We start from the raw sequence: 21,522 nt of genomic DNA, 5'->3' as shown, positions 1-21,522 counted from the left end.
TCCGGGCATGATGGGCTCGACCACCGGCTCGCTCGCCGGTTCCGAGGACCCTCGAGAAGGAGACGCGCATGGAGACCGACGAGTTCGTGGCCCGGATGGACGCCGGGGAGCCCGCCCTGCCCGGCACCGACCTAGCCCAGGCGATGGACGACCTCGCGAACGAGGCGATCGCCCTGTTCATGGAGCTCAACACCCGGTACACGACGCCCGAGGAGCGCGTGGACCTCATGTCCCGGATCACGGGCCGCCCGGTCCCGTCGTCGTTCCGGATCTTCCCGTCCTTCACGACCGACTGCGGCAAGAACATCCGCCTCGGCGAGCGGGTCTTCCTCAACAGCGGCTGCCGGTTCCAGGACCAGGGCGGCATCACCCTCGGCGACGACGCCCTCATCGGGCACAACGTCGTGATCGCCACCCTCAACCACGATCTCGACCCTCAGACGCGTGCCACCACGGTGCCTCGCCCGGTCGTCATCGGCGAGCGGGTCTGGGTGGGCGCGAACGCGACGATCCTGCCCGGCGTCACGATCGGCGACGGAGCCGCCGTGGCGGCGGGGGCGGTGATCACGAAGGACGTGCCGCCGCGCACGGTCGTCGGCGGCGTCCCGGCGCGCGTCATCCGGACGATCGAGGTGCAGGAGGCGCGCACGAGCACGTCGGCCGATCCGGGCTAGAGGAGGGGGCGCCCGCCGCGCGCGTCGAGGTAGCCGGTGCGGTCGGCCTCGGTGATGGCCCGGATCGGCCGCGCGGGGACGCCCGCGGCGATGGTCCGTGCGGGCACGTCCTTCGTCACGACGCTCCCGGAGCCGATCACCGCGCCCTCGCCGATCGTGACGCCCGGATTGATCGTGACCCCGCCGCCGATCCAGACCGTGTCGCCGATGACGACGGGCCCCGCGACGCATGCTCCTGCCGCCCGCTCCGCCGGATCGAGGGCATGGTTGGTGGTATAGATCCTGACCCGGGGACCGAGCAGGACGTCGTCCCCGATCGTGATGCCGCCGCCGTCGAGCATGACGCAGTCGAAGTTGGCGTAGAAGTTCTCGCCGACCGTGATGGTGTCGCCGAACTCGCAGCGGAAGGTGGGCTCGAAGAACGCGCCGTGCCCGGCATGCCCGAGCAGGCCGCGCAGGATCTCCTCGCGGACCTCCGCGCTCTGCCCGAAGCTCGCGTTGTACCGGTTCGTGGCCAGCACGGCGCGTTCGCGGGCGTCGACGAGCTCCGCGGTGAGATCGTCGTAGACCGCGCCGGACAGGATCCTGGCGCGCTGCTCGTCGCGGGTCATCGTCGGTCCCTTCGAAGAGGCGAGGGGGATCCTCGTCGTCGGCGGAGATGGATGCGCGGCAGATCACGCATCGATTGGTACGATCGTACATGTGGGAGCCAGGGGCAAGAGGACGAGCGGACAGGTCGACCCCGGCCGGCGCGACAGGATCATCGAGGCGGCGCTCGACGTGATCGCCGCCCAGGGTGTCGCCGGCACCTCGCATCGCAAGGTCGCCGCGGCGGCGCAGGTCCCGCTCGGATCCATGACGTACTACTTCACCGGCATGGAGCAGCTCCTCCACGACGCGTTCAGCCGCTTTGCCGAGCGCGGCGCCGACGCCTTCGACGACCGGCTCTCGCAGGCCGAGGACGCGGCCCAGGTGCTCGACCTCGTCACGCGCGCGATCATCGGGCAGACGGGTCACGACGACCTCGTCCTGACCCACGAGCTCTCCACGCTCGCAGCTCGGGACGCGACCTTCCGGGACATCACCGAGCGCTGGATGGCCCGCACCCGGGCATCGTTCGAGCGTCGTCTCGACCCGCTCACCGCCCGCCTGCTCGACGCCCTCATGGAGGGGCTCAGCATCCATCAGGCCCTTGATCGGGAACCTGCGGCCGTCGCCGACGTCCGTGAGGGAATCCGTCGCATCGTCCAGCCCTGACCACACTCGGAAGGCACCACCATGACCTCTTCCTCCGCACCCGGCTCCCCGGGCCCCGTCACCACGCAGCGTCTCGTCGAGGACCTGCACGCCCTGGGCGTGCCACAGGGCGCGACCGTCATGGTGCACACGTCGCTGCGATCCCTGGGATGGGTGGTCGGCGGGGCGCAGGCGGTGCTCGAGGCCCTGCGCGAGACCGTCGGCGCCGAGGGCACGCTCGTGATGCCCGCCCAGTCGTGGCAGCTGTGCGACCCCGCGATGCTGCAGCAGGCCCCGGCCGCCTGGTGGCCGACGATCCGCGAGAACCTCCCGCTGTACGACCCGGCCACCACCCCCAGCCAGACCATGGGCGCGGTCGCCGAGCTGTTCCGCACCACCCCCGGCGCCCTCCGCAGTCCGCACCCCCATCGCTCGATCGCGGCGGCGGGGCCGCATGCGCGGCGGATCACCGCCCGCCATCGGCTCGACTCCCCCGCCGGCGAGGAGTCCCCGCTGAGCGCGCTCGTCGACCTCGACGCACAGATCCTCCTGCTCGGCGTCACGGCGGCCAAGGCCACCGTGCTCCATCTCGCCGAGCACCGCGCGAGCTGCCCGGGGCAGCGGACCGTGCCCAACGGGGCGGCGCTGCTCGTCGACGGACGGCGCGAGTGGGTCACATGGGAGGAGCTCGACGTGCACGACGAGGACTTCGAGGAGGTCGCCGCGGCCTTCGCGGCCGACACGGGGCTCGTGCGGACGGGCCACGTGGGCGAGGCCGCCGCCCGGCTGCTGCCCGCCCGGGCGCTCGTGGCGTTCGCCGCCGCGTGGTTCGGCCGTCACCGCTGAGGCGTCGGGCGATGTCGAACCCGAGGGTCACCGCTCCGGCTAGTAACACTTCTTGAAGAACTGTTACTAGAGTGGTCTCCGTGATCACCGATCCCGCCGGTCCCCGCCTGCCCGTGCCCCCTCTCGGCCACCGCGAGGGGACGTGGCACGTGCCCGACGACGGCCTCGCCTCGCGCCAGGCCCGGCGCCGCGGCACCGGCACGTATCGGGCCGCCGTCCCCGCTCGGATCGCCGGCCTCGACCTGTCGATCCCGGGCGAGATCGCCGCCGACGCCGCCGACGCCGAGTCGGCGCTGGGCCGGCTGGACGCCCACGGCGCGTCGACCCTGGGCCCGGACCATCTGGGCCTGGGGCCCATGAGCTCGATCCTGCTGCGCACCGAGTCCGCGTCCTCGTCCCAGATCGAGGACCTCACGGTGGGGGCGCGTCAGCTCGCGCTCGCCGAGCTCGAGGAGTCCTCGAGCGCCAACGCCCGCCTCGTGATCGGCAACGTGCGGGCGATGGAGGCCGCCCTCGACCTCGCCGACCGGCTCGACCTCGAGGCGGTGCTCGCGATGCAGGCGGCACTGCTCTCGGCGGATCCCACGCACCGCCGCGAGGCCGGGCGTCTGCGCACCCGTCTGGTCTGGATCGGGCGCCACGGCTCGAGCCCGCTCGGGGCGGTGCACGTGGCGCCGGAGGCCGAGGACGTGCCCGGGGCGATGGAGGACCTGCTGGCCTTCATCGCCCGCGAGGACCTGCCGGTCCTGCTGCAGGCGGCGATCGCGCACGCCCAGTTCGAGACCATCCATCCCTTCACGGACGGCAACGGCCGCACCGGGCGCGCCCTCGTCCACGCGATGGTGCACGGCAAGGGGCTTGTGTCCCGTACGACGGCGCCGATCTCGGCCGGTCTGCTGACCGACGTCGAGGGGTACACGCACGCCCTCACGGCGTATCGGGCCGGCGACGCCGCCCCGATCATCGGGCAGTTCGCCCGGGCCGCCCGCTACGGCGCGGTGACCGGGAGGGCGCTCGTCGACGATCTCGCCCGCGAGCTCGCGGCCTCCCGGGAGCGCCTCGCCGGGCTGCGCCCGCAGGCGAGCGGGTGGGCGCTGCTCCCCCTCCTGGTGGGCCAGCCGATCGTCAACGCCTCCTACGTGCGCGCGATGCTGTCGACGAACGCGGTGACGGCACAGCGCGCCCTCGCGCAGCTGAGCGAGGCCGGCGTTCTCACCGAGCGCACGGGGAGGTCCCGCGACCGTGTCTGGCAGCACGACGGGATCCTGCGCGTGCTCGACGCCTACGCGGAGCAGGTGCGCCGCGCCTGACGGAGGCCGAGCGGGCTCACTCCCCCGCGTCGGCGCTCTCGGCGCCGAGCCCCGCGAGCTCGTACACCCGCAGCACCACGGCGTGCTCGCCGCCCGCGACCCGTCCTCCGTCGCGCAGGATCGCGGGGATGAACTCCTCGGGGGCCGGATGGTCGCCGATGTGCTCGAGGTAGGCCCGGTGCGAGGCGAGGGAGGCGACCGCCGCCTCGACGGCCTCGGTGTCCACGATCACGGCGTGGGTCGGGCGGTCGGAGCCCGCCACGAGCAGGGCACGCGCCTGCCATGCCTCCTCGACGAGGTCGCGGAACACCCACGGGTTCGCGGCGTCGCGCGCCGCGTCGACCGTCGCGAGCCCGGCTGCGCGGTGGTCGGCCTGGTTGAGCCCGCCGTAGGCCTCGACGTCGAAGTTCGTGGTGAGCACGAGGTCCGGGCGCACCTGGCGGACCACCCGGGCGATGGCGCGGCGCAGGTCGAGCCCGTGCTCGAGCATGCCGTCGGGCTCACCGAGGATCCGCAGGTCGCTCACCCCGACTGCGGCGCATGCCGCCCTCTGCTCTCTCTCGCGCAACGGGGCGACCACCTCGGGCGGATCGGCCATGCCGGCCTCGCCGGCGGTCAGCAGCAGATAGGTCACCTCGAGGCCGCGGCGGGTCCACGTCGAGACCGCCGCGGACGCCCCGTACTCGAGGTCGTCGGGGTGGGCGACCACGCACAGCACACGCCGGACGCCCTCCTCGGGCAGGGGCGGGAGCGCGTCGGGCCGCTCCTCTCCTCCCGTGGGCGTCGCATCCTGGGCCTCGGTCATGGTCCCTCCCTCGCGCAGTGGTCCGGCCACGGTAGCGCGGCCGGTGCCGGGAGGGGTCTCCTCAGACGGCGACGATCCCCTGGGCGCGCACCCGCCGCGCCGCCCGCAGCCCGCGGGCGAGGTCCTCGCGCAGGTCCACGAGGTCCTCGAGCCCGATGGTGAGGCGCACGGTGCCGTCGCCGACACCGCAGGCCGCGCGCTGGGCGGGCGTCAGGTGGCAGTGGGTCGTGGTCGCCGGGTGACATACGAGCGAGCGCACGTCCCCGAGGTTCACGGCGAGCGTGAACAGCTCGAGCGCGTCGCAGAACGCCTCGACGGCGCCCTCCCCGCCCTCGAGGTCGATCGAGAACACGCCGGAGGTCCCGCGGGGGAAGTCGCGCGCGGCGATCTCGGCGTCGCGCCGATCAGGGCTCGAGGGATGGTTCACGCGGGCCACGTCGTCCTGCTCGCGCAGCCAGTCGGCGAGCTCGGCGGCGGCGGCGCTGATGCGCTCCATGCGCAGGTCGAGGGTCTCGATGCCCAGCAGCACGGTGTGGGCGCTCTGTCCCGGCAGGGTCGCGCCGAAGTCGGTCATGTACTTGGCGCGCGCGTATCCGAGCAGGCCCGAGCAGCCCTGGTCGTACTCGTCGGCGAAGGTGACCCCGAAGCGCGGGTTGGGTGCCGTCAGGCGCGGCCACCGCTCGGGCCGGCGGCGCGGGTCGAAGCGCCCCGTGTCGACGATGAGGCCCGCGATCGTGGTGCCGTGGCCGGCCAGGTACTTCGTCGCCGAGTGCACGATCAGGTCCGCGCCGTGGTCGCCGGGGCGGTACAGCGCGGGGCTCGCGAGCGTGGAGTCGACGACCACGGCGATGTCGTGCTCGTGGGCCAGCGCGCACACGGCGTCGAGGTCGACCAGCTCGGCCCCGGGGTTGGCGATGCTCTCGAGCAGGAACACGCGGGTCTCGGGCCGGATGGCCTGCGCCCAGGCGTCGAGGTCCCACGGGTCGACGGTGGTCGTGGCCACGGAGAGGTCGGCGAGCGTGTCGTCGAGGAACTCGGTGGTCCCGCCGTAGAGGCGCTCGGAGGCGACGAGGTGGGTGCCGGGCGCGAGCAGGGAGCACAGGGCGATCGTGGTCGCGGCCTGGCCGCTCGCGACGGCGATGGCGCCCGCTCCGCCCTCGAGGGCGGTGACCCGCTCCTCGAGGATGCGCGTGGTGGGGTTGCCCGACCGGGCGTAGGCGAAGCCGTCGCACTCGCGGGCGAACAGGGCCTTCAGCCGTGCGTGCGAGGGGTGGGCGTAGGCGCTCGAGGAGTAGACGGGCGGGACCACGGCACCGTGGGCGTCCTGCGCCCTCCATCCGGCATGGACGTGCTGGGTTCCCACCTGCTGTCTCCTCCGCTCGCGGACCTGTGCCCTGCCAGCGTGCGACCGCACGGCGGCCCGCGCGAAGGAGTGTGACGCCGTGTGGCGGCGTCACCTGCTCAGACGCCCGGCAGGAGCGGGGTGCCGTCCTCGCTCCAGACGCCGGAGCTGCCCCGGTGGTGGGAGCCGAGCAGGTGGGTGTCGACGATGCCGATCGCCTCCATGAGCGCGAACATCGTGGTGGGCCCGACGAAGCGGAACCCGCGGCGCTTGAGCTCCCGGGCCAGGGCGGCGGACTCCGCGCTCGTGGTGGGCACGTCGGCGAAGGAGACGGGCCGCGGGGTGCGCTCGGGCCGGTAGGCCCAGACAAGGTCGGCCACGGTCGCGCCGGGTCCGAGCGCGCCGTGGGGGCCGAGACCCTCGGCCTCGCGCAGGGCGACGGCGGCGCGCGCGTTGCCGAGCGTCGCCTCGATCTTGCCGCGGTGGCGGATGATGCCGGGGTCGGCGAGCAGCCGCTCGACGTCGCGCTCGGTGAACCGGGCGACCGCGTCGACCTCGAAGTCGGCGAAGGCCCGGCGGAAGCCCTCGCGCCGACGCAGGATCGTGGCCCACGACAGGCCCGACTGGAAGCCCTCGAGGCTCAGCCGCTCGAACACGCCCCGCTCGTCGCGGACCGGCATGCCCCACTCGGTGTCGTAGTACTCGCGCAGATCGTCGTGACGGCTCGCCCAGAGCGGCCGGACCAGGCCGTCGGGCCCTGTGACGAGCTCGGGCGCGGGGGCGTCCCCGGCGGTCCCCACCGGGTCGCCCTCTGCCGGGTTCCTGGGCTCAGTCGTCGATCTGTCCGATCGGCTCGCGCTTCTCGGCCTGGAACTGGTCCTCGATGCGGCCGAGCGCCCAGTAGGCGGAGATCGACACGCGGTCCCGCGGGATCCTCTTGACCTTCACAAGCTCGCGGCGCAGCTGCTTGACAATGCCGCGCTCGCCGTGGGCGAAGACCTGCACCCCCTCGGGGTCGGGCACGTCGAGGGCCGTGACGGCCTCGACCAGCTGCTCGCGCTCCCCGATCAGGTAGCGGACCTCGAGGCCGTCAGGCGCCGCGAGGTTGAGGGAGTCCTCGGCGTGGTCCAGGTGGATGAGCGCGAGGCCGCGGGCGTCCTCCGCCATGGCCTCGAGGGCCGAAGCGATCGCGGGCAACGCGGAGTGGTCGCCGATGAGCAGGTGGGAGGTCGCGGCCGGATCCGGTGCGTAGCCGCCGCCGGCGCCGCGCATCGCGACGAGGTCGCCCGGGAGCGCGCTGTCGGCCCACCGGGCGGCGATGCCGTCGAGCTCCCCGTCGCCGTGCAGCACGAAGTCGAGGGCGATCTTCCCGGTCTGCCGGTCCCAGCTGCGCACCGTGTAGGTGCGCAGCGCCGGCAGCAGCTCCGGGGAGCTCTCGCGCAGCGCGTCGAGGTCGTAGGGCGGGGTGAGGCCGCTCGACGGGTCGGCCAGGAGCAGCTTGACGTACTTGTCGGTCGAGTCGTTGTACGCGAGCTGGTCGATCTGCTCGCCGCCCAGCAGGATCCGCATGAGGTTGGGGGTGACGCGCGTCTTGCCGAGCACCTCGAGGACCACCTGGGGGCGCTTGCCCTTGCCCTTGCCCGCGTCGCGCCGGGGGGTGGCGTCAGGGTGCGGATCGTGTCCGGGAGTGCTGCGTCCTGCATCGGAGCTCATGGCACGAGGGTACGGGACGAGGTGGGGGAAACGTCGAGTGGGTGTCCACGAGGGCGTCTAGGGTCGAGGGGTCCCGTCCCGCCCCGAGAAAGCCGTCCGTTGTCCTCCCTGACCGTGCCCGCCGCCGCGCCGAACGTCCGCGCGGCGCACTCCCCCTCCGCCCAGACCTCGACGCGCGCGCAGGACGCGCTCCCCCTGCGCCTCGCGCACTTCCTCGACGCGCACACGATCGCGCTCCCGCCGGAGCATCGCAACGGGGCGGTGGCGTGGGAGCTGCACGGCGCGCCCGCGGGCGGCATGCGCCTGCATCGCGGCGCCGTGAACGGCGGTCGTCTGCTCGCTGCGCTCGTGCCCGACGCCGCGGGGCTGCGGGAGGAGCAGCTGCGGGTGCGCCGCCACCTCGTCGACTACGACGCGCTGCACGTGCGTCGCGACGGCGTGCCGCTGGCCCGGGCCACGCTCGAGACGGCCCTGACCGGGCAGCTGCTCGTCATCGGCCGCGACGGCACCGGCCGCATCGTGTCCGTGCTCGGCCTGCAGACCGCGGGGGTGCTCGACGACCTCTATGCCGAGCGCGTCCTGGCGCACGACGACCTCGGACCCCGGTTCACCCGCGGCGTGCCCACCCTGACGGTGTGGGCGCCGACGGCCACGGCGGTCCGGCTGGTCCTGTTCGAGGACGGCGACGGCGAGGGCGCGGCCGAGCTGATCGCGATGACGCGGCGCGACGACGGGTGCTGGCAGGTGACGGGCACGGCCGCGTGGCGGGATCGCGCGTACCTGTTCGAGGTCGACGTGCTCGACGTCGACCGCATCCGTCCGTGCACGCACCGCGTCACCGACCCGTACTCGGTGGGGCTGACGGTGGACTCCGAGCACAGCGTGCTCGTGGACCTGTGCGATCCGGCCTGGAGCGACGCGCAGTGGGCGTCGGCGCCCGCGCCGCGCTGCAAGCGACAGGCCCAGCAGACCATCTACGAGCTGCACATCCGGGACTTCTCGATCGCGGACCGGACCGTGCCGGCCGCCGACCGCGGCACCTACGGCGCGTTCACGCGGACGGACTCGGCGGGCATGCGCCATCTGCGCTCGCTCGCGGACGCGGGGCTGACCACCGTCCACCTCCTGCCCTGCTTCGACGTCGCGAGCATCCCGGAGCGCCGCTCGGCCCAGCAGGAGGCACACATCCCCCCGGGGGCGCGACCCGACTCGAGCACCCAGCAGGCGGCGGTCGCCGCGGTCGCCGCCCACGACGGCTACAACTGGGGCTACGACCCCTTCCACTTCCTCGCGCCCGAGGGCAGCTATGCGCGCGAGGGCCGCCAGAGCGGTGGCGCCCGCACCGCGGAGTTCCGCTGCATGGTCGGCGCCCTCCACGCCGCCGGCCTGCAGGTAGTGCTCGACCAGGTCTTCAACCACACCGACGGGGCCGGTCACGCGCGCACCTCGGTGCTCGACAAGGTGGTGCCGGGCTACTACCACCGGCTGTGCCGCGAGGGCCGCATCGAGACCTCGACCTGCTGCCAGAACGTCGCGACCGAGCACGCGCTGGCGGGCAAGCTCATGGTCGACGCGGTCGTGCTGTGGGCGCGGCACTATCGCGTCGACGGCTTCCGCTTCGACCTGATGGGCCACCACAGCCGCGAGAACATGCTCGCCGTGCGCGCCGCCCTCGACGCGCTCACGCTCGAGCGCGACGGCGTGGACGGCCGCGGCGTCTACCTGTACGGCGAGGGCTGGAACTTCGGCGAGGTGGCCGACAACGCCCGCTTCACCCAGGCCGTCCAGAGCCAGCTCGACGGCACGGGCATCGGCGCCTTCAACGACCGGCTGCGGGACGCCGTGCTCGGCGGGGGCCCGATGGACGCCGACAAGCGCGCCGAGCAGGGTTTCGCGACCGGCTGCCTGCTCGAGCCCAACGGCCACCAGCACGGCTCCGAGGCGGAGCAGCGCGCGCTGCTGGCCCACCAGAGCGACCTCGTGCGGCTGTCGCTCGCGGGCAACCTGCGCGACCTCCGCCTGCGCGGCGCGGACGGGCGCACGATCACGGGCGGCGAGCTGCGCTACGCCGGCCAGGCGGCGGGCTTCGCGACGAGCCCCGAGGAGTCCGTCAACTACGTCGACGCGCACGACAACGAGACCCTCTACGACACGCTCGTCTGGAAGCTGCCCGCGGACATCTCCGCCGACGACCGGGTGCGGATGAACGTGCTCGCGCTCGCGACCACGGCGCTGGGCCAGTCGCCGTCGTTCTGGCACGCCGGCACCGAGCTGCTGAGATCGAAGTCGATGGACCGCGACTCCTTCGACTCCGGCGACCACTTCAACGCCTTCGACCCCACCGGAGCCCGTCACGGCTTCGGTCGAGGGCTGCCGCCCGCCCCGAGCAACCAGCAGTCGTGGCACCTGATGCGGCCGCTCCTCGCCGACCCGTCGCTGCGCATGGGGCCTGAGCGGATCGTCGGCGCCGCCGAGATGTGCCGCGACCTGCTGCGCATGCGCGCCTCCACCCCGCTGTTCACGCTTGGTGCCGCCGCGCTCGTCCACGCCAAGGTCTCCTTCCCGTTCAGCGGTCCCGACGCCGTGCCCGGCGTGATCGCGATGCTCATCGACGACACCCGAGGACCCAGGATCGACCCGCTCCTCGACGCCGTGCTCACGGTGTTCAACGCCGGTCCCCGCGACGTGACGCTCCCGCTGGTAAGCGACATGGCCGACGGGCTCGAGCTGTCGGAGGTCCAGCGCCGCGGCGCCGACCCGGTCGTGAAGCGGGCGGTGTGCAGCGAGGGCGAGATCCGCGTGCCGGCACGCACGGTCGCCGTCTTCTGCCGGCCCGCGCGGCACTAGCTGGCGGCACTAGTCTCGAGGGCATGCGCAGCACGCGGACGGCCGTCGACGCCGTGGTGGTCGGCGCGGGTCCCAACGGGCTCGCCGCCGCACTGACCCTCGCCCGGGCGGGCCTCGAGGTGCACGTGGTCGAGGCCGAGCCGACCCCCGGCGGCGGCGCGCGCACCCTCGACCTGGGCCTGGCCCCGGGGATCGTGCACGACCTGTGCTCGGCCGTGCACCCCCTGGCGCTCGCGAGCCCGTTCCTGCGCACCGTCGACCTCGCGTCCCACGGCGTCGAGCTCGTCGCCCCGGAGGTCTCGTACGCGCAGCCTCTCGACGGCGCCCGCGCGGGCATCGCCTGGCGGGACCTGGACCGCACCGCCGACGGCCTCGGCGCCGACGCGAGCGCGTGGCGGCGCTACTTCGGGCCGCTCGTGCGCCACGCCGACGTGGTCACGGCGCTCTCGCTCGGCGACAAGCGCTCGCTCCCGGCCGAGGCGCTCACCCCGGGGGGCGCCCTCGCGGCGGCGGCCTTCGGGACCCGGCTGCTCGCCCAGGGCACGCGCGCGTGGGACCGCCCGCTGCGCACCGAGGCCGCCCGGGCCCTGCTCACGGGCGTCGCGGCCCATGCCATCAGCCCCCTGCCGTCGCTCGCCGCGGCGGGCACCGCGACGTTCCTGGGCACCCTCGCGCACGCCGTCGGCTGGCCCATCCCGATCGGCGGCAGCCAGGCCCTCAGCAACGCCCTGCTGGACGAGCTGCGCGCGCACGGGGCGACCTTCACGACGGACGAGCCGGTGACGAGCCTCGCGCAGCTCCCGAGCTCGCGCGCCGTGCTGCTCGACACGAGCGCGGACACCGCCCTGCGGCTGCTCGCGGGACGCCTGACCCCCGCCGTCGCGGGCGGCCTGCGCCGGCTGGGCCACGCGGGCGCGGCCGCCAAGGTCGACCTCGTGCTGTCGGGGCCGATCCCGTGGGCCGCCCCGGACGTCGCGCGGGCCGGCACGGTGCACCTGGGCGGCAGCCGCGAGGAGATGGCCGCGGCCGAGAACGCCGTGCTCGCCGGGCGCCTGCCCGATCGGCCGCTCGTCCTCGTGAGCGACCCGGCCGTCGCCGACCCCTCCCGCGTCGTCGGCGGCCTCCGCCCGGTGTGGGCGTACGCGCACGTGCCGCTCGGCTGCCCCGTGGACCCGACCGAGCGGGTGCTCGGCCAGCTCGAGCGCTTCGCCCCAGGCGTGCGGGACCTCGTCGTCGCCTCGCGCGCGATCCCGGCCTCGGCCATGCACGAGCACGACCCGGCGCTCGTGGGCGGCGACATCGCGCTCGGATCGGTCACGCTCGCCTCGATGGTGGCCCGCCCGCGCGCGGCCTGGAACCCGTGGCGCCTCACCGACGACGGCGCCTACCTGTGCTCCTCGGCCACCGTGCCGGGCCCCGGCGTGCACGGGATGAGCGGCTACTACGCGGCGCGCACCGTGCTGCGCGACCGATTCTGACGCGGCACCTCGCCGCTGCACTCATCGTGCACTATCCTGCACCCATGGATTCCTCCACCGACTCCCTGGCCCGCGCGATCGGCGCGCGCGTCAAGCACGAGCGACGGGCGCGCACATGGACTCTCGACCAGCTGGCCGCGGCCGCGGGGGTGAGCCGGCGCATGGTCGTGAGCGTCGAGCAGGGCGCCGTGAACCCGAGCGTCGGCACCCTGCTGCGACTCTCCGAGGCCCTCGGCGTGGGCCTGCCCTCCCTGGTCGAGCCGCCCGCGCCTCGCGTGACCCACGTGATCCGCCACGGCGAGGGCGCCGTCCTGTGGAGCGGGGAGCACGGGGGCCGCGGCATCCTCGTGGCCGGCACCGAAGGGCCCGATGTCGTCGAGCTGTGGGAATGGACGGTGCTGCCGGGCGAGCGGCACGAGAGCGAGCCCCACTCCCCCGGCACCCGCGAACTGCTACAGGTCCAGGACGGGACCGTCACGATCGACGTCGAGGGCGAGGCGATCGACCTCTCCGCGGGCGACGCGCTCACCTTCCGCGGCGACGTCGCCCACGCCTACGCCAATCCCCACGCCCGCCCCGTATGTCTGGTCCTCGCGGTCTTCGAGCCCAGAGTCGGAGCCGCCCCTCGAACGGAGACCCCCTGATGCCCCAGGCCTGCGACGCCGACGCCTTCCTCGCCGCGTGCACCGTGGATCCCGCCGTCTTCGCCCTGCGTCCCGACTACCGGGCCGCGCTGCTCGTCGTCGACGGGCTGGCCCCCGCGGCGAGCGCGCGCCACGGCGGCGGCGCGACCGATCCCCTCATGGCGGCGGCCGAGAACCACGCCCGCGAGCTGCTCGCGAGCTCTCCGGCCGATCAGCTCCCGCACATCGCCGCATGGCGCGAGGCGTACCGGGCCTTCGGCGCCAAGCCGCAGCGCACCCGCAACAGCCTCGAGGCCCTCACCCGTCGCGCCGGCGGCGGCCTTCCTCGCGTGAACGCCCTCACCGACGCCTACAACGCGATCTCCGTGCTCCACCAGATCCCGCTCGGCGGAGAGGACCTGAGCGCCTACCGCGGCGCCGCCCGCCTGCACCGGGCGACCGGCGAGGAGCCCTTCGACACCGTCGCGAGCGGCGAGACGACGATCGAGCACCCCGAGCCGGGCGAGGTGGTGTGGGCGGACGAGACCGGGGTGACGTGCCGAAGGTGGAACTGGCGCCAGTGCCGCCGCACCGGGCTCACCCGTGCCACGCGCACCGCGTTCTTCGTCCTCGACGCCCTCGCCCCGCTCCCCGACACGGCGCTCGAGGCGGCGGCCGGCGCCCTGATCGACGCGCTGCGCCCCCTGGGAGCGGATCTGACGATCGCGCGGCGAACGATCGGCGCACCGTGATCGGTGGCGACGTGCTCGCGCGCATGCCCGCGTGGCCCATGGCGATCGGGGCGATGCTCGGGGTCCAGCTCTCCAACGCGCTCTCGGTCGGCCTTATCGACGCCGTGGGCACGGCGGGCACGGCGTGGCTGCGCATGTGCTTCGGCACGCTCCTCCTTTGGCTCGTGGCGCGGCCGCGCCTGTCGTCGGTCCGTCTGAAGGACCTGCCGGCGCTGCTCATCCTCGGACTCGCCACGGGCTTCATGTCGGTGTTCTTCCTGGTCGCGATCGGCCGCATCCCGCTCGGCACCGCGGTGGCCATCGAGTTCCTCGGTCCGCTGACCGTGGCCGGGATCGCCGGCAGACGGCTCGGCGCCCTCGCCTGGCCCGCGCTCGCGCTCGTCGGAGTGGTGCTGATGACCGAGCCGTGGCACGGGGAGATCGACCTCGTCGGCGTCGTCTTCGCTCTCGCCTCCGGGGCCTGCTGGGGGCTCTACAACGTGTTCACCCAGCGCATCGGGGACCGTTTCTCGGGGATCAGCGGGCTGTCGCTCACGATTCCGATCGCCGCGGTGTTCACGGGGATCATCGGTCTCCCCCAGGTGGTCGGCGGCCACCTCAGCGCCGGGGTGCTGTTCGCGGCGGCGGGGATCGCGCTGCTCACGCCGGTGATCTCCTTCGGGCTCGAGATGCTCGCGCTGCGGCGCATGAACCACACGGCCTTCGGCACCCTGCTGGCGATCGAGCCGGGCTTCGGCGTGCTCGTCGGCCTTGTGGTCCTGGGGCAGGCGCCGCACTTCGTGCAGCTCGGCGGCATCGCCCTCGTCGTGCTCGCGGGGGCCGCAGCCCAGCGCGGCAGCCGTCGGGGCCCGGCACCGTCGCTCGATCCCGCCGTCCCGGTCTCCGCGGACGGCGGGTGAGCGGGCACCAGCTTCCCCCCAGGCATCGCAGTCAGAGCCAGGCGCCGTTCCCGCCGCACCGGGGATGTCGTGGTCCGGTGCTCGCGGAGCTCGGCGATGTGACGGACGGACGAGGCGGGGCGAAGGTCGCGCCGCTCGGGATCGCCTAACGGCGGGAGGTGGCGCGCGCCTGCTCCTCGTTCCCGGTCGCACGCGGCCGCACGAGGCGCTCGTGGCCCGTCTCCTCGAGCTCGGCGATGTCGTCGTTGGCCTTGAGGAAGTCCGAGAACGAGCGGAAGCCGAGGGTCTTCTCGCTGAACGAGGGGTCCATGCGGCGCATGTACGTCTTGACCGCCGAGCTGTGCAGCCACTCGGCGTCGCCCGGGTCGCTCAGGCGCAGCGCCCGCTCGAGCAGACGGGTCGCCTGCTCCTGCGGGTCGTCGGCCGCCTCCTCGATGCCGGCGCCCGGCGTCTCCATCGACTCGACGACGGGCTCGGGGGTCCGCTCCTTGGCGGCGGAGCCGTGCCCGCGACGCCCCCGGGACTTGGCCGCCGGCTCGGGCGCGGTGACGCCCGGCAGGGTCTCGTAGGAGCCGAACTCGTCGCACGCGGCGGCAAGGGAGCGCGCCGTGGAGCCGGCGACGCCCATGCCGATGACGTACCGGCCGAGGCGTCGGCAGCGCTGGGCGAGCGGCACGTAGTCCGAGTCGCCCGCGACGATCACGACGTGCGTGAGGTCGGGGATGCGGAACATGTCCTCGACTGTGTCGACCGCGAGGCGGATGTCGGCGCCGTTCTTCGCGTAGGCGGCGGCCGGGAACAGCTGGACGAGGTCGACGGCGCGCGCGACCAGCTGCGAGCGGTACTCGGCGTTGACCGGGGAGGACCAGTCGGCGTAGGCGCGGGTGAGCATGAGGGAGCCGAAGGAGGCGGCGTAGTCGATGATCGCGCCGACGTCGACGGTGGCCCGTTCGAGCCGCTCGGCGATCTCGGGCTCGCTGACGTCGTCCATGATGCGCTGGCGGTCGCGGCTGTAGGCGTTGCGGCCGTGGACGCGGTCGTACCAGGACATGACGATGTTGTCGAAGTCGAGATAGACGGCGACGCGGGGGTCGTGCAGATCTGTCATGGCTCCAGTGTGCCGTGGCTATCGTGGATCTCCCAGTTCGGGGACGGGGAGGCACCATGCGTCAGCAGAGCACGGTCGTGGCGGCGGGGCGCCGCCACTCGGTCGGGGTGCGCCGCGACGGCACGGTGCTCGCGGCCGGCGCGGACGGCGCCGGGGAACGCCGGGTGGGCTCGTGGGCGCGGGTCGTCGCCGTTGCGGCGGGCTCCGTGCACACCGCGAGGAACACGGGCAGATCCCACACCCTCGGTCTGCGGGCCGACGGGCGCGTCCTGGCGACGGGATGGAACGACGACGGGCAGTGCGACGTCGACGGATGGCGCGATGTCGTCGCGATCGCGGCGGGCTGGCGCCGCTCCCTGGGCCTGCTCGAGGACGGGAGGGTGCTCGCGGCGGGGCGCGCCGCAGACGGCGCGTGCGACGTGCCCGCGTGGCGCCGCATCGTGGCGATCGCGGGCGGCGACTGGCACACCGTGGGAGCCACCGACGACGGCAGGGCGGTGGCGGCCGGCACCGGCGTGCGGGGGCAGTGCGCGGTGGAGGGATGGCGGGACATCGTCGCGGTCTCGGCCGGGCACCTCCACACGGTCGGTCTGCGCGCGGACGGCCGGGTGGTCGCCACGGGCGCCCGGCAGACGGGAGCGTGCGAGGTCGACCGGTGGCGCGACGTGGTCCAGGTCGCCGCGGGCAGCTCCCACACCATCGGCCTCACCGCGACGGGCCGGGTCCTCGCCGTCGGCGACTCGAGCCACGGGCAGTGCGAGGTCGGCGCCTGGGAGGACGTCGTCGCGGTCGCGGCCGGCTCCGCGCACACGCTCGGGGTGCGCGCCGACGGAACGGTCGTGAGCGCGGGGAGCACCGACGACGGGCGATGTGACGTGGGCACCTGGACGGACCTGAGGCGTCCGCAGTGTGTGCGGGGCACGCCCGGAGAGTGACGTCGTGTCGGCGGGTGTCGGCGTCGGCGAGGCGGGTGTCGGCAACGGGCAGGCCCGACAGCCGGTCGAGCCGCTCGTCGTGTCGCGGGGCGTCACCCCACGTCGCCGCGGTCCTGGGCCCGCGCGGCCGCCGTGATCGCGGCGAGCACGGTGCGGACGGCGCGGCGCTGGTCACGGTCCGGGCGCATGATCGCGGACATGAAGCGATGCGCGTCCACGTCGAGGATCGGCCGGAGCGCGATCTCCTCGTTGGCGCGGGTCGTGAAGCGCGGGAGGACGGCGAGGTGTCCGCTCGAGGCGACGAGCGTCTCGATCAGACGGTTGTCCCGCATCCGCTGGACCACGTCGAGCGGTCTGCCCACCTGGGCGGCGATCGACGTGAGCACGGTGTCGAAGGGGTAGCCCTCGGGAACACCGATCCAGGTGGCGTCGGCGACGTCCTCGGCGCGCACGCTGGGCCGTGCGGCCAGGGGATGTGCACGGGACATCGCGATGTCGAGCGGCTCGGCCGTCAGCTCCCGCACCGCGAGCCGTTCGGTGCCGAGGGGGCGGGCACGGTGGAGACTGTGCCCGATCACGATGTCGGCGTCGGCCGTGAGGCCCGCGAACTCGGACTCGGCGGGATCGAGATCCGTCAGGTGCAGGTCGAAGCCGGCGGACCGGGCCGCGTCGAGCACGGGCGGGAACAGCCAGATCGCAGCGCTCGGGAACGCGATCAGGCCGACCCGTCCACCGGGGTCGTCCCGATAGGCGTCCCAGCGGGCCTGGACGACCGCGAGCGCCGACTCGACCTCCGCGCCGCCCTGCGCGAGCAGCTGTCCCGCCTCGGTGAGCCGCACTCCGCGCCCGTGGGGCTCGACCAGACGCATGCCGGCATCGCGCTGGGCCGTGCGCAGCTGCTGGGAGACGGCGGAGACGGTGCGATGCGTCGCCGCCGCGACCGCCGTGACGCTGCCGCGCTCGGCCAGTTCGCGCAGCAGCTGGAGATGGCGCACTGTACACCGTGGTCATCGCTCTCCTGGCCGGCTCCGGGATCTGGACGTGGCTGATCTCGCGGCACCCCGCCGGCCTGGTCGCCCCGTTCTCGCTGCTGGTGCCGGTCTTCGGCATGTCCGCGGCCTGGGCGCTCCTGGGCGAGACCGTCCGTCGCGGCGAGCTGCTCGGGGCAGGCCTCATCGTGGCCGGGGTCCTGATCGGTGCGACCGCTCTTCCGCGGCTCGGGCGGGCTCGGGCGCAGGTGACGACGGGGCCCGAGGTCGCACGAGCTGAGCGCGCGGAGCTCGAGCACGAGGTGGTGTGACCGTTCCGCCGCCCGGTGACCGCGCCGGAGTGGCGAAAGCTCGCTTGTCGCCGACTGGTGTCGATGCCGGGCGGCGGCGGTGGCAGCGGTGTTGTGGACTGGAGCGTTGTCGGCAGCGGCGGATCACAGCGGTGGGCAGCGGCGTTGCTGGCAACAGCTTTGTGGACCGGAGCGGTGTCGGCAGCTCTGCCGTCGGCTCGGAGGTGCCGCCCTCTAGGGGTCGGGCGATGAGCTGCTCTCGGTGCCGTCCTCGTCGCCGGCGTCGCTGCATCCTCGGGAAGCACCGGTGTCGTCGGTGCCGTCTCCGGGGTTGACGCCTCCACGGTTCATTCGCGCGCCGGCGGCCTCCTGGTCTCTGTGGGTCTCGTCAGGACCGCGGGGTCCGAGTGGTGTGAGGTGGCAGGTGGTGGTCGCACCGCCGGGGCTGACCCAGGTCACGGCGGGTGCACCGTCGTCGTCGCGGGTCGGCGTGACGATCCACCCGGCGTGGTCCTTGAGCAGGTTGCAGCGGACGCAGAGTCCCTGCGCGTTCGCATAAGACGTGGCTCCACCGTGAGCGTGTGGAGCGACGTGGTCGATGTGGCGGACGGTCGCGTTGCACCACGGACTCGCACACGTCGACTCCCTCCACCGCACCATCTGCTCCAACGGCGCCGGGAACGCCCTGGCGCGCGAGTCCATCGCCACCAGCTCACCCGTCATGGGGTGTGTATACAGCCGTCTCATGGTCGCGTTCATCGTGGCGTCAGGGTGTTCGTCCCACCCCGCGGGACTGCTGCACGGAGAGGTGTCACATCATCTGTGGTGCCTCAGAGCGCTGCAGGGAAGGATGTGGACCATGCCCGCTCCCTACCCCCAAGAGTTCCGTGATGACGTCGTGCGAGTCGCGAGGAACCGTGAACCTGGCCAGAGGCTCTCGGCGATCGCGAAGGACTTCGGGATCTCCGAGTCGTGCCTGACGAACTGGATGCGCCAAGCGGATGTCGAGGACGGTGCCCGTCCCGGCAAGACCCGTGACGAATCCTCCGAGCTGCGTGATGCTCGCAAGAGGATCCGGTTGCTGGAGCAGGAGAACGAGGTCCTGCGGCGCGCGGCCGCCTACCTCTCACAGGCGAATCTGCCGGGAAAAGGACGCTTCTATGCCTTGCTGTCAAGCCATCCGAGTCCGAAGCTCCCGAAAGAGGGACCGGCAGACGTATCGCTTGAGGCATCGTCGGATCTCGCGTTTGGAGAGTCCTTCCGCGCGCCGACGCTCAACATATGCGCAGGTGTCGGGGTCGTAGCTCATCCGCGTGCGGACGACGACGTCGACGGCACGATTGAGTTGCCGGTCGCCCGAGCGAGAGAGCCGGTGGCGACTGGTGTTGCCCGAGGAAGCCGGCAACGGGGCAATGCCCCCGAGCGCGGCGAAAGCCGCTTCCGAGCGCACCCGTCCGTGGTGTGAGTACGACGCCACCAAGATCGCTCCTGTGACCGCGCCGACCCCCGGGATGCCCTGGAGGCCCGGGGCGAGAGTCTCGGTCAGCACGGACAGCGCCTGGTGATTCTGCTGAAGTGACCGGGTCTGCTCGATGATCGACTTGGCCAGCCTTCGTGCCTCCTCACGGAAGACTCGCTGTGATGGTTCATCTCGCCCGGTCCGCCAGGCCGCGATGGTGGAGATCTGCACGTCAGTGAGCGGTTTGCGCGCATCGATTCCGACGTCGGTGGTGCGCAGGAGTGCTGTGAGTGCGTTCTTGTTGGCCGTGCGCTGCTGATCGATCAGTGACCGGCTCGCCAGCAGCACGCGGAGCGCCGCGCGGTCACCAGAGCGACGTGGCTGAGCAAGTTTCTCGGCATCCGTGGAAAGCGCCGTTCGAGCGGCTGCTTCTGCATCCAGGGGGTCTGACTTGCCTGTTCGTGCTCGGGAACGGCGGTAGAGAGGTCGGATCTCGGCCACCTCGATCCCCTCGGTCAGAAGGGCGGTGGTGATGCCGGCACCGTACGAGGAAGTACCCTCCACGGCAGCGAGCACCGGCGTCCCGTGAGTCCTTCGTCGAATCCAGGAGACCGCACGCTGCATCCCGGGGGCAGTAGTCGGGAACGATCTCGTATCGACCACCGCTCCCGTCCGGGATTCGATGATGCAATAGGTGTGAGTGCGCGCGTGGGTATCGATCCCTACGACGTGCTCGTAGCGTTCAGTAGCGGTGGCCATGGTGAGTTCCTCCAGTCGTCAGCACTTCAGCGGGCTGGCCCGGGTCGCTCAGAGTCACATCTGTAATGAGTCACGCCCCTGGGGACGGACAGGCTTCTGATCAAGGCATCTGCGCGGAGAGACCGAGCCGCAGCTCAGCCGAGGACACGTCCTTTTGAAGACATCGTGAAATCTTCACGAGTCGGTTCTACCCGGAGTCACTCGGCCGAGCTACGGCTCAGCATCCCAGCCGGCCGCAGGCCCGCCAGAGGCCATTACAGTTCTACCCGCTCGTGAGCGAGCTCGCCGGTGACGGGATCCCCGTCGCGGTGTCCTTGCGGGTCTTGAAGCTCTCCCGTCAGCCGTACTACCGGTGGCGGAAACACCGGGTCACAGCCTCGGAACTCCGGGCGGCGTATCGGGCGAACGCCCTGTTCGACGCCCACCGGGATGACCCGGAGTTCGGATCGCGGTTCCTGACCGTCGAGGCCCACGCGGCCGGCGAGGTGATGTGCGAGCGGACGGCGTGGCGGATCTGCCGCGACAACCAGTGGTGGTCGGTCTTCGGCAAGAAGCGTGGGAAGAACGGGAAGCGCCCCGGTCCGCCGGTCCACGAGGACCTCGTGAAACGCGATTTCGCCGCAGATGACGTCAACGAGCTCTGGCTCACCGACATTACGGAGCACTCCACGGAGGAGGGAAAGCTCTATCTCTGTGCGATCAAGGATGTCTTCTCCGGGCGGATCGTGGGCTACTCGATGGACTCCCGAATGAAGGCTCGTCTCGCGGTGAACGCGCTGGTCAGCGCGGTCACGCGTCGGGGTGAAGTGGCCGGTTGCATCGTCCACTCGGACCGGGGATCGCAGTTCCGCGCCAGGTCATTCGTGCACGCCCTGAACGAGCACCACCTGCTCGGATCGATGGGCCAGGTCGGGGCCGCGGGTGATAACGCAGCGATGGAGTCCTTCTTCGCGCTGCTGCAGAAGAACGTCCTGGACCGCCGCCGCTGGCAAACCCGCGATGAGCTGCGCATCGCGATCATCACCTGGATCGAACGGACCTACCACCGGCGCCGGCGGCAGGCCCGCCTGGGCCGGTTGACCCCCATCGAATACGAGACCATCATGAACCCGACCGTCACCCTGGCGGCTTAACCGCAACTGACACCTCTCCGTGCAGCAGTCCCCTGCGGATTCCGCATGGTCGTCCAGGTCGTCAAGAACCGTCACGGCGAAACCTACCCGTACTACTCCTGCCTCGGACGACACTCCAAGCGCACCGACTGCACCCTCCGCTCCATCCAGATCGAACACGCCGAAGACCTGATCCAAGATCTCTACGACCGCATCAGTCTCGCGCCCGAGTTTCGCCGCGACCTCGAAACACTCCTCCGGCACGGACTGAAGCAGCTTCGCACCGACACCGACCTTGAACGAGAACAACTCGAGGCCACGAAGCAGACCATCGAGCGTCGCCAA

General features: G+C 72.7%; 20 protein-coding genes and 3 pseudogenes. 14 read left to right on the top strand and 9 right to left on the bottom strand.

What is annotated here, in order from left to right; all coding sequences use genetic code 11:
- The first annotated feature begins 68 nt into the window (after positions 1-68).
- Positions 69-674 carry a DapH/DapD/GlmU-related protein gene (locus BRM3_RS10980; RefSeq protein WP_263593350.1) on the top strand — a complete coding sequence of 202 codons (606 nt, stop codon included), beginning with the start codon at positions 69-71 and terminating at the stop codon, positions 672-674.
- On the opposite strand, the gene BRM3_RS15080 is transcribed toward BRM3_RS10980, so the two are convergent.
- On the bottom strand, positions 671-1,285 hold the full coding sequence (locus BRM3_RS15080; protein WP_318152404.1) for a sugar O-acetyltransferase: 615 nt from the start codon (positions 1,283-1,285) through the stop codon (positions 671-673). The genes BRM3_RS10980 and BRM3_RS15080 overlap by 4 nt on opposite strands.
- 91 nt (positions 1,286-1,376) lie before the next feature.
- On the opposite strand from BRM3_RS15080, the gene BRM3_RS10965 reads away from it, so the two are divergent.
- The 3 genes from BRM3_RS10965 (at position 1,377) to BRM3_RS10955 (ending at position 4,066) form a co-directional block, all read left to right on the top strand.
- Positions 1,377-1,931 (top strand): TetR/AcrR family transcriptional regulator, encoded by a 555-nt coding sequence (locus BRM3_RS10965; RefSeq protein WP_263593349.1) that lies wholly within the window; start codon positions 1,377-1,379, stop codon positions 1,929-1,931.
- A 21-nt stretch (positions 1,932-1,952) separates the two neighbouring features.
- Positions 1,953-2,756: an aminoglycoside N(3)-acetyltransferase gene (locus BRM3_RS10960; protein ID WP_263593348.1), complete on the top strand. Its 804-nt coding sequence runs from the start codon at positions 1,953-1,955 to the stop codon at positions 2,754-2,756.
- A gap of 80 nt (positions 2,757-2,836) precedes the next feature.
- A complete protein-coding gene (locus BRM3_RS10955) occupies positions 2,837-4,066 on the top strand; it encodes a Fic family protein (protein WP_263593347.1) in 1,230 nt (409 codons plus the stop codon).
- 16 nt (positions 4,067-4,082) lie between these two features.
- On the opposite strand, the gene BRM3_RS10950 is transcribed toward BRM3_RS10955, so the two are convergent.
- The 4 genes from BRM3_RS10950 to BRM3_RS10935 all read right to left on the bottom strand — a co-directional run bounded on the left by BRM3_RS10950 (position 4,083) and on the right by BRM3_RS10935 (position 7,926).
- Entirely contained in the window at positions 4,083-4,871 is a 789-nt protein-coding gene (locus tag BRM3_RS10950) for a PIG-L deacetylase family protein (protein WP_263593346.1), read from the bottom strand.
- A 61-nt stretch (positions 4,872-4,932) separates the two neighbouring features.
- A complete protein-coding gene (locus tag BRM3_RS10945; RefSeq protein ID WP_263593345.1) occupies positions 4,933-6,234 on the bottom strand; it encodes an O-acetylhomoserine aminocarboxypropyltransferase/cysteine synthase family protein in 1,302 nt (433 codons plus the stop codon).
- Between the two features lie 98 nt (positions 6,235-6,332).
- Positions 6,333-7,013, bottom strand: coding sequence for a DNA-3-methyladenine glycosylase I (locus BRM3_RS10940; RefSeq protein WP_263593344.1), 681 nt, complete (start codon positions 7,011-7,013; stop codon positions 6,333-6,335).
- 28 nt (positions 7,014-7,041) lie between these two features.
- Positions 7,042-7,926 (bottom strand): siderophore-interacting protein, encoded by an 885-nt coding sequence (locus BRM3_RS10935; RefSeq protein WP_263593343.1) that lies wholly within the window; start codon positions 7,924-7,926, stop codon positions 7,042-7,044.
- A 99-nt stretch (positions 7,927-8,025) separates the two neighbouring features.
- Here BRM3_RS10935 and pulA point away from each other — a divergent pair, with 99 nt between their 5' ends.
- Genes pulA through BRM3_RS10910 form a run of 5 tightly spaced genes read left to right on the top strand, consistent with a single transcriptional unit; the run spans position 8,026 to position 14,525 of the window.
- The gene (pulA, locus tag BRM3_RS10930) at positions 8,026-10,773 is read left to right on the top strand and encodes a pullulanase-type alpha-1,6-glucosidase (protein WP_263593342.1); all 2,748 of its coding nucleotides are present in this window, start codon (positions 8,026-8,028) and stop codon (positions 10,771-10,773) included.
- A 23-nt stretch (positions 10,774-10,796) separates the two neighbouring features.
- Positions 10,797-12,251, top strand: a complete 1,455-nt coding sequence (locus BRM3_RS10925; protein WP_263593341.1) for a phytoene desaturase family protein — start codon at positions 10,797-10,799, stop codon at positions 12,249-12,251.
- Between the two features lie 44 nt (positions 12,252-12,295).
- Positions 12,296-12,895, top strand: a complete 600-nt coding sequence (locus BRM3_RS10920) for a helix-turn-helix domain-containing protein (RefSeq protein WP_263593340.1) — start codon at positions 12,296-12,298, stop codon at positions 12,893-12,895.
- Entirely contained in the window at positions 12,895-13,626 is a 732-nt protein-coding gene (locus BRM3_RS10915) for a B3/B4 domain-containing protein (RefSeq protein ID WP_263593339.1), read from the top strand. The genes BRM3_RS10920 and BRM3_RS10915 overlap by 1 nt, the downstream gene beginning before the upstream one ends.
- A complete protein-coding gene (locus BRM3_RS10910; RefSeq protein WP_318152403.1) occupies positions 13,623-14,525 on the top strand; it encodes an EamA family transporter in 903 nt (300 codons plus the stop codon). Before BRM3_RS10915 ends, BRM3_RS10910 begins: the two co-directional genes overlap by 4 nt.
- 145 nt (positions 14,526-14,670) lie before the next feature.
- Here BRM3_RS10910 and BRM3_RS10905 read toward each other — a convergent pair whose 3' ends face one another.
- On the bottom strand, positions 14,671-15,633 hold the full coding sequence (locus BRM3_RS10905; RefSeq protein ID WP_263593338.1) for an NYN domain-containing protein: 963 nt from the start codon (positions 15,631-15,633) through the stop codon (positions 14,671-14,673).
- Between the two features lie 56 nt (positions 15,634-15,689).
- Here BRM3_RS10905 and BRM3_RS10900 point away from each other — a divergent pair, with 56 nt between their 5' ends.
- Complete coding sequence (locus tag BRM3_RS10900; RefSeq protein ID WP_263593337.1) at positions 15,690-16,568, top strand: RCC1 domain-containing protein; 879 nt, start codon at positions 15,690-15,692, stop codon at positions 16,566-16,568.
- 92 nt (positions 16,569-16,660) lie between these two features.
- On the opposite strand, the gene BRM3_RS10895 is transcribed toward BRM3_RS10900, so the two are convergent.
- Positions 16,661-17,563, bottom strand: a complete 903-nt coding sequence (locus tag BRM3_RS10895; RefSeq protein WP_263593336.1) for a LysR family transcriptional regulator — start codon at positions 17,561-17,563, stop codon at positions 16,661-16,663.
- Positions 17,564-17,571: 8 nt separating this feature from the next.
- Between BRM3_RS10895 and BRM3_RS10890 the strand changes: the two genes are divergently transcribed.
- Positions 17,572-17,868, top strand: coding sequence for an EamA family transporter (locus BRM3_RS10890; RefSeq protein ID WP_263593335.1), 297 nt, complete (start codon positions 17,572-17,574; stop codon positions 17,866-17,868).
- A 213-nt stretch (positions 17,869-18,081) separates the two neighbouring features.
- Here the strand turns inward: BRM3_RS10890 and BRM3_RS10885 are convergent, their stop codons facing one another.
- The gene (locus tag BRM3_RS10885; RefSeq protein ID WP_263593334.1) at positions 18,082-18,570 is read right to left on the bottom strand and encodes an HNH endonuclease; all 489 of its coding nucleotides are present in this window, start codon (positions 18,568-18,570) and stop codon (positions 18,082-18,084) included.
- Between BRM3_RS10885 and BRM3_RS15170 the strand changes: the two are divergent.
- Positions 18,569-18,883, top strand: a pseudogene (locus BRM3_RS15170) (transposase); the annotation flags it as partial. The gene BRM3_RS10885 and the pseudogene BRM3_RS15170 overlap by 2 nt on opposite strands.
- A gap of 135 nt (positions 18,884-19,018) precedes the next feature.
- On the opposite strand, the gene BRM3_RS10880 reads toward BRM3_RS15170, so the two are convergent.
- The gene (locus BRM3_RS10880; RefSeq protein WP_263593333.1) at positions 19,019-20,065 is read right to left on the bottom strand and encodes an IS110 family RNA-guided transposase; all 1,047 of its coding nucleotides are present in this window, start codon (positions 20,063-20,065) and stop codon (positions 19,019-19,021) included.
- Between the two features lie 251 nt (positions 20,066-20,316).
- On the opposite strand from BRM3_RS10880, the pseudogene BRM3_RS10875 reads away from it, so the two are divergent.
- Positions 20,317-21,198 (top strand): annotated as a pseudogene (locus BRM3_RS10875) (IS3 family transposase); the annotation flags it as partial.
- Positions 21,199-21,243: 45 nt separating this feature from the next.
- Positions 21,244-21,318, top strand: a pseudogene (locus BRM3_RS15165) (hypothetical protein); the annotation flags it as partial.
- Between the last annotated feature and the right edge of the window lie 204 nt (positions 21,319-21,522).

It is taken from the genome of Brachybacterium huguangmaarense (genome assembly GCF_025725725.1).
Lineage (GTDB): Bacteria > Actinomycetota > Actinomycetes > Actinomycetales > Dermabacteraceae > Brachybacterium > Brachybacterium huguangmaarense.
The sequence above is the reverse complement of the archived record's forward strand: the minus strand, read 5'-3'. Positions and strand labels throughout refer to the sequence as shown.

Coding starts and splice junctions, on each gene's coding strand:
- BRM3_RS10905 (WP_263593338.1), bottom strand. CDS start 15,633: ATGACAGATCTGCACGACCCCCGCGTCGCCGTCTATCTCGACTTCGAC.
- BRM3_RS10980 (WP_263593350.1), top strand. CDS start 69: ATGGAGACCGACGAGTTCGTGGCCCGGATGGACGCCGGGGAGCCCGCC.
- BRM3_RS15080 (WP_318152404.1), bottom strand. CDS start 1,285: ATGACCCGCGACGAGCAGCGCGCCAGGATCCTGTCCGGCGCGGTCTAC.
- BRM3_RS10885 (WP_263593334.1), bottom strand. CDS start 18,570: ATGACGGGTGAGCTGGTGGCGATGGACTCGCGCGCCAGGGCGTTCCCG.
- BRM3_RS10935 (WP_263593343.1), bottom strand. CDS start 7,926: ATGAGCTCCGATGCAGGACGCAGCACTCCCGGACACGATCCGCACCCT.
- BRM3_RS10950 (WP_263593346.1), bottom strand. CDS start 4,871: ATGACCGAGGCCCAGGATGCGACGCCCACGGGAGGAGAGGAGCGGCCC.
- BRM3_RS10880 (WP_263593333.1), bottom strand. CDS start 20,065: ATGGCCACCGCTACTGAACGCTACGAGCACGTCGTAGGGATCGATACC.
- BRM3_RS10920 (WP_263593340.1), top strand. CDS start 12,296: ATGGATTCCTCCACCGACTCCCTGGCCCGCGCGATCGGCGCGCGCGTC.
- BRM3_RS10960 (WP_263593348.1), top strand. CDS start 1,953: ATGACCTCTTCCTCCGCACCCGGCTCCCCGGGCCCCGTCACCACGCAG.
- BRM3_RS10915 (WP_263593339.1), top strand. CDS start 12,895: ATGCCCCAGGCCTGCGACGCCGACGCCTTCCTCGCCGCGTGCACCGTG.
- BRM3_RS10925 (WP_263593341.1), top strand. CDS start 10,797: ATGCGCAGCACGCGGACGGCCGTCGACGCCGTGGTGGTCGGCGCGGGT.
- BRM3_RS10900 (WP_263593337.1), top strand. CDS start 15,690: ATGCGTCAGCAGAGCACGGTCGTGGCGGCGGGGCGCCGCCACTCGGTC.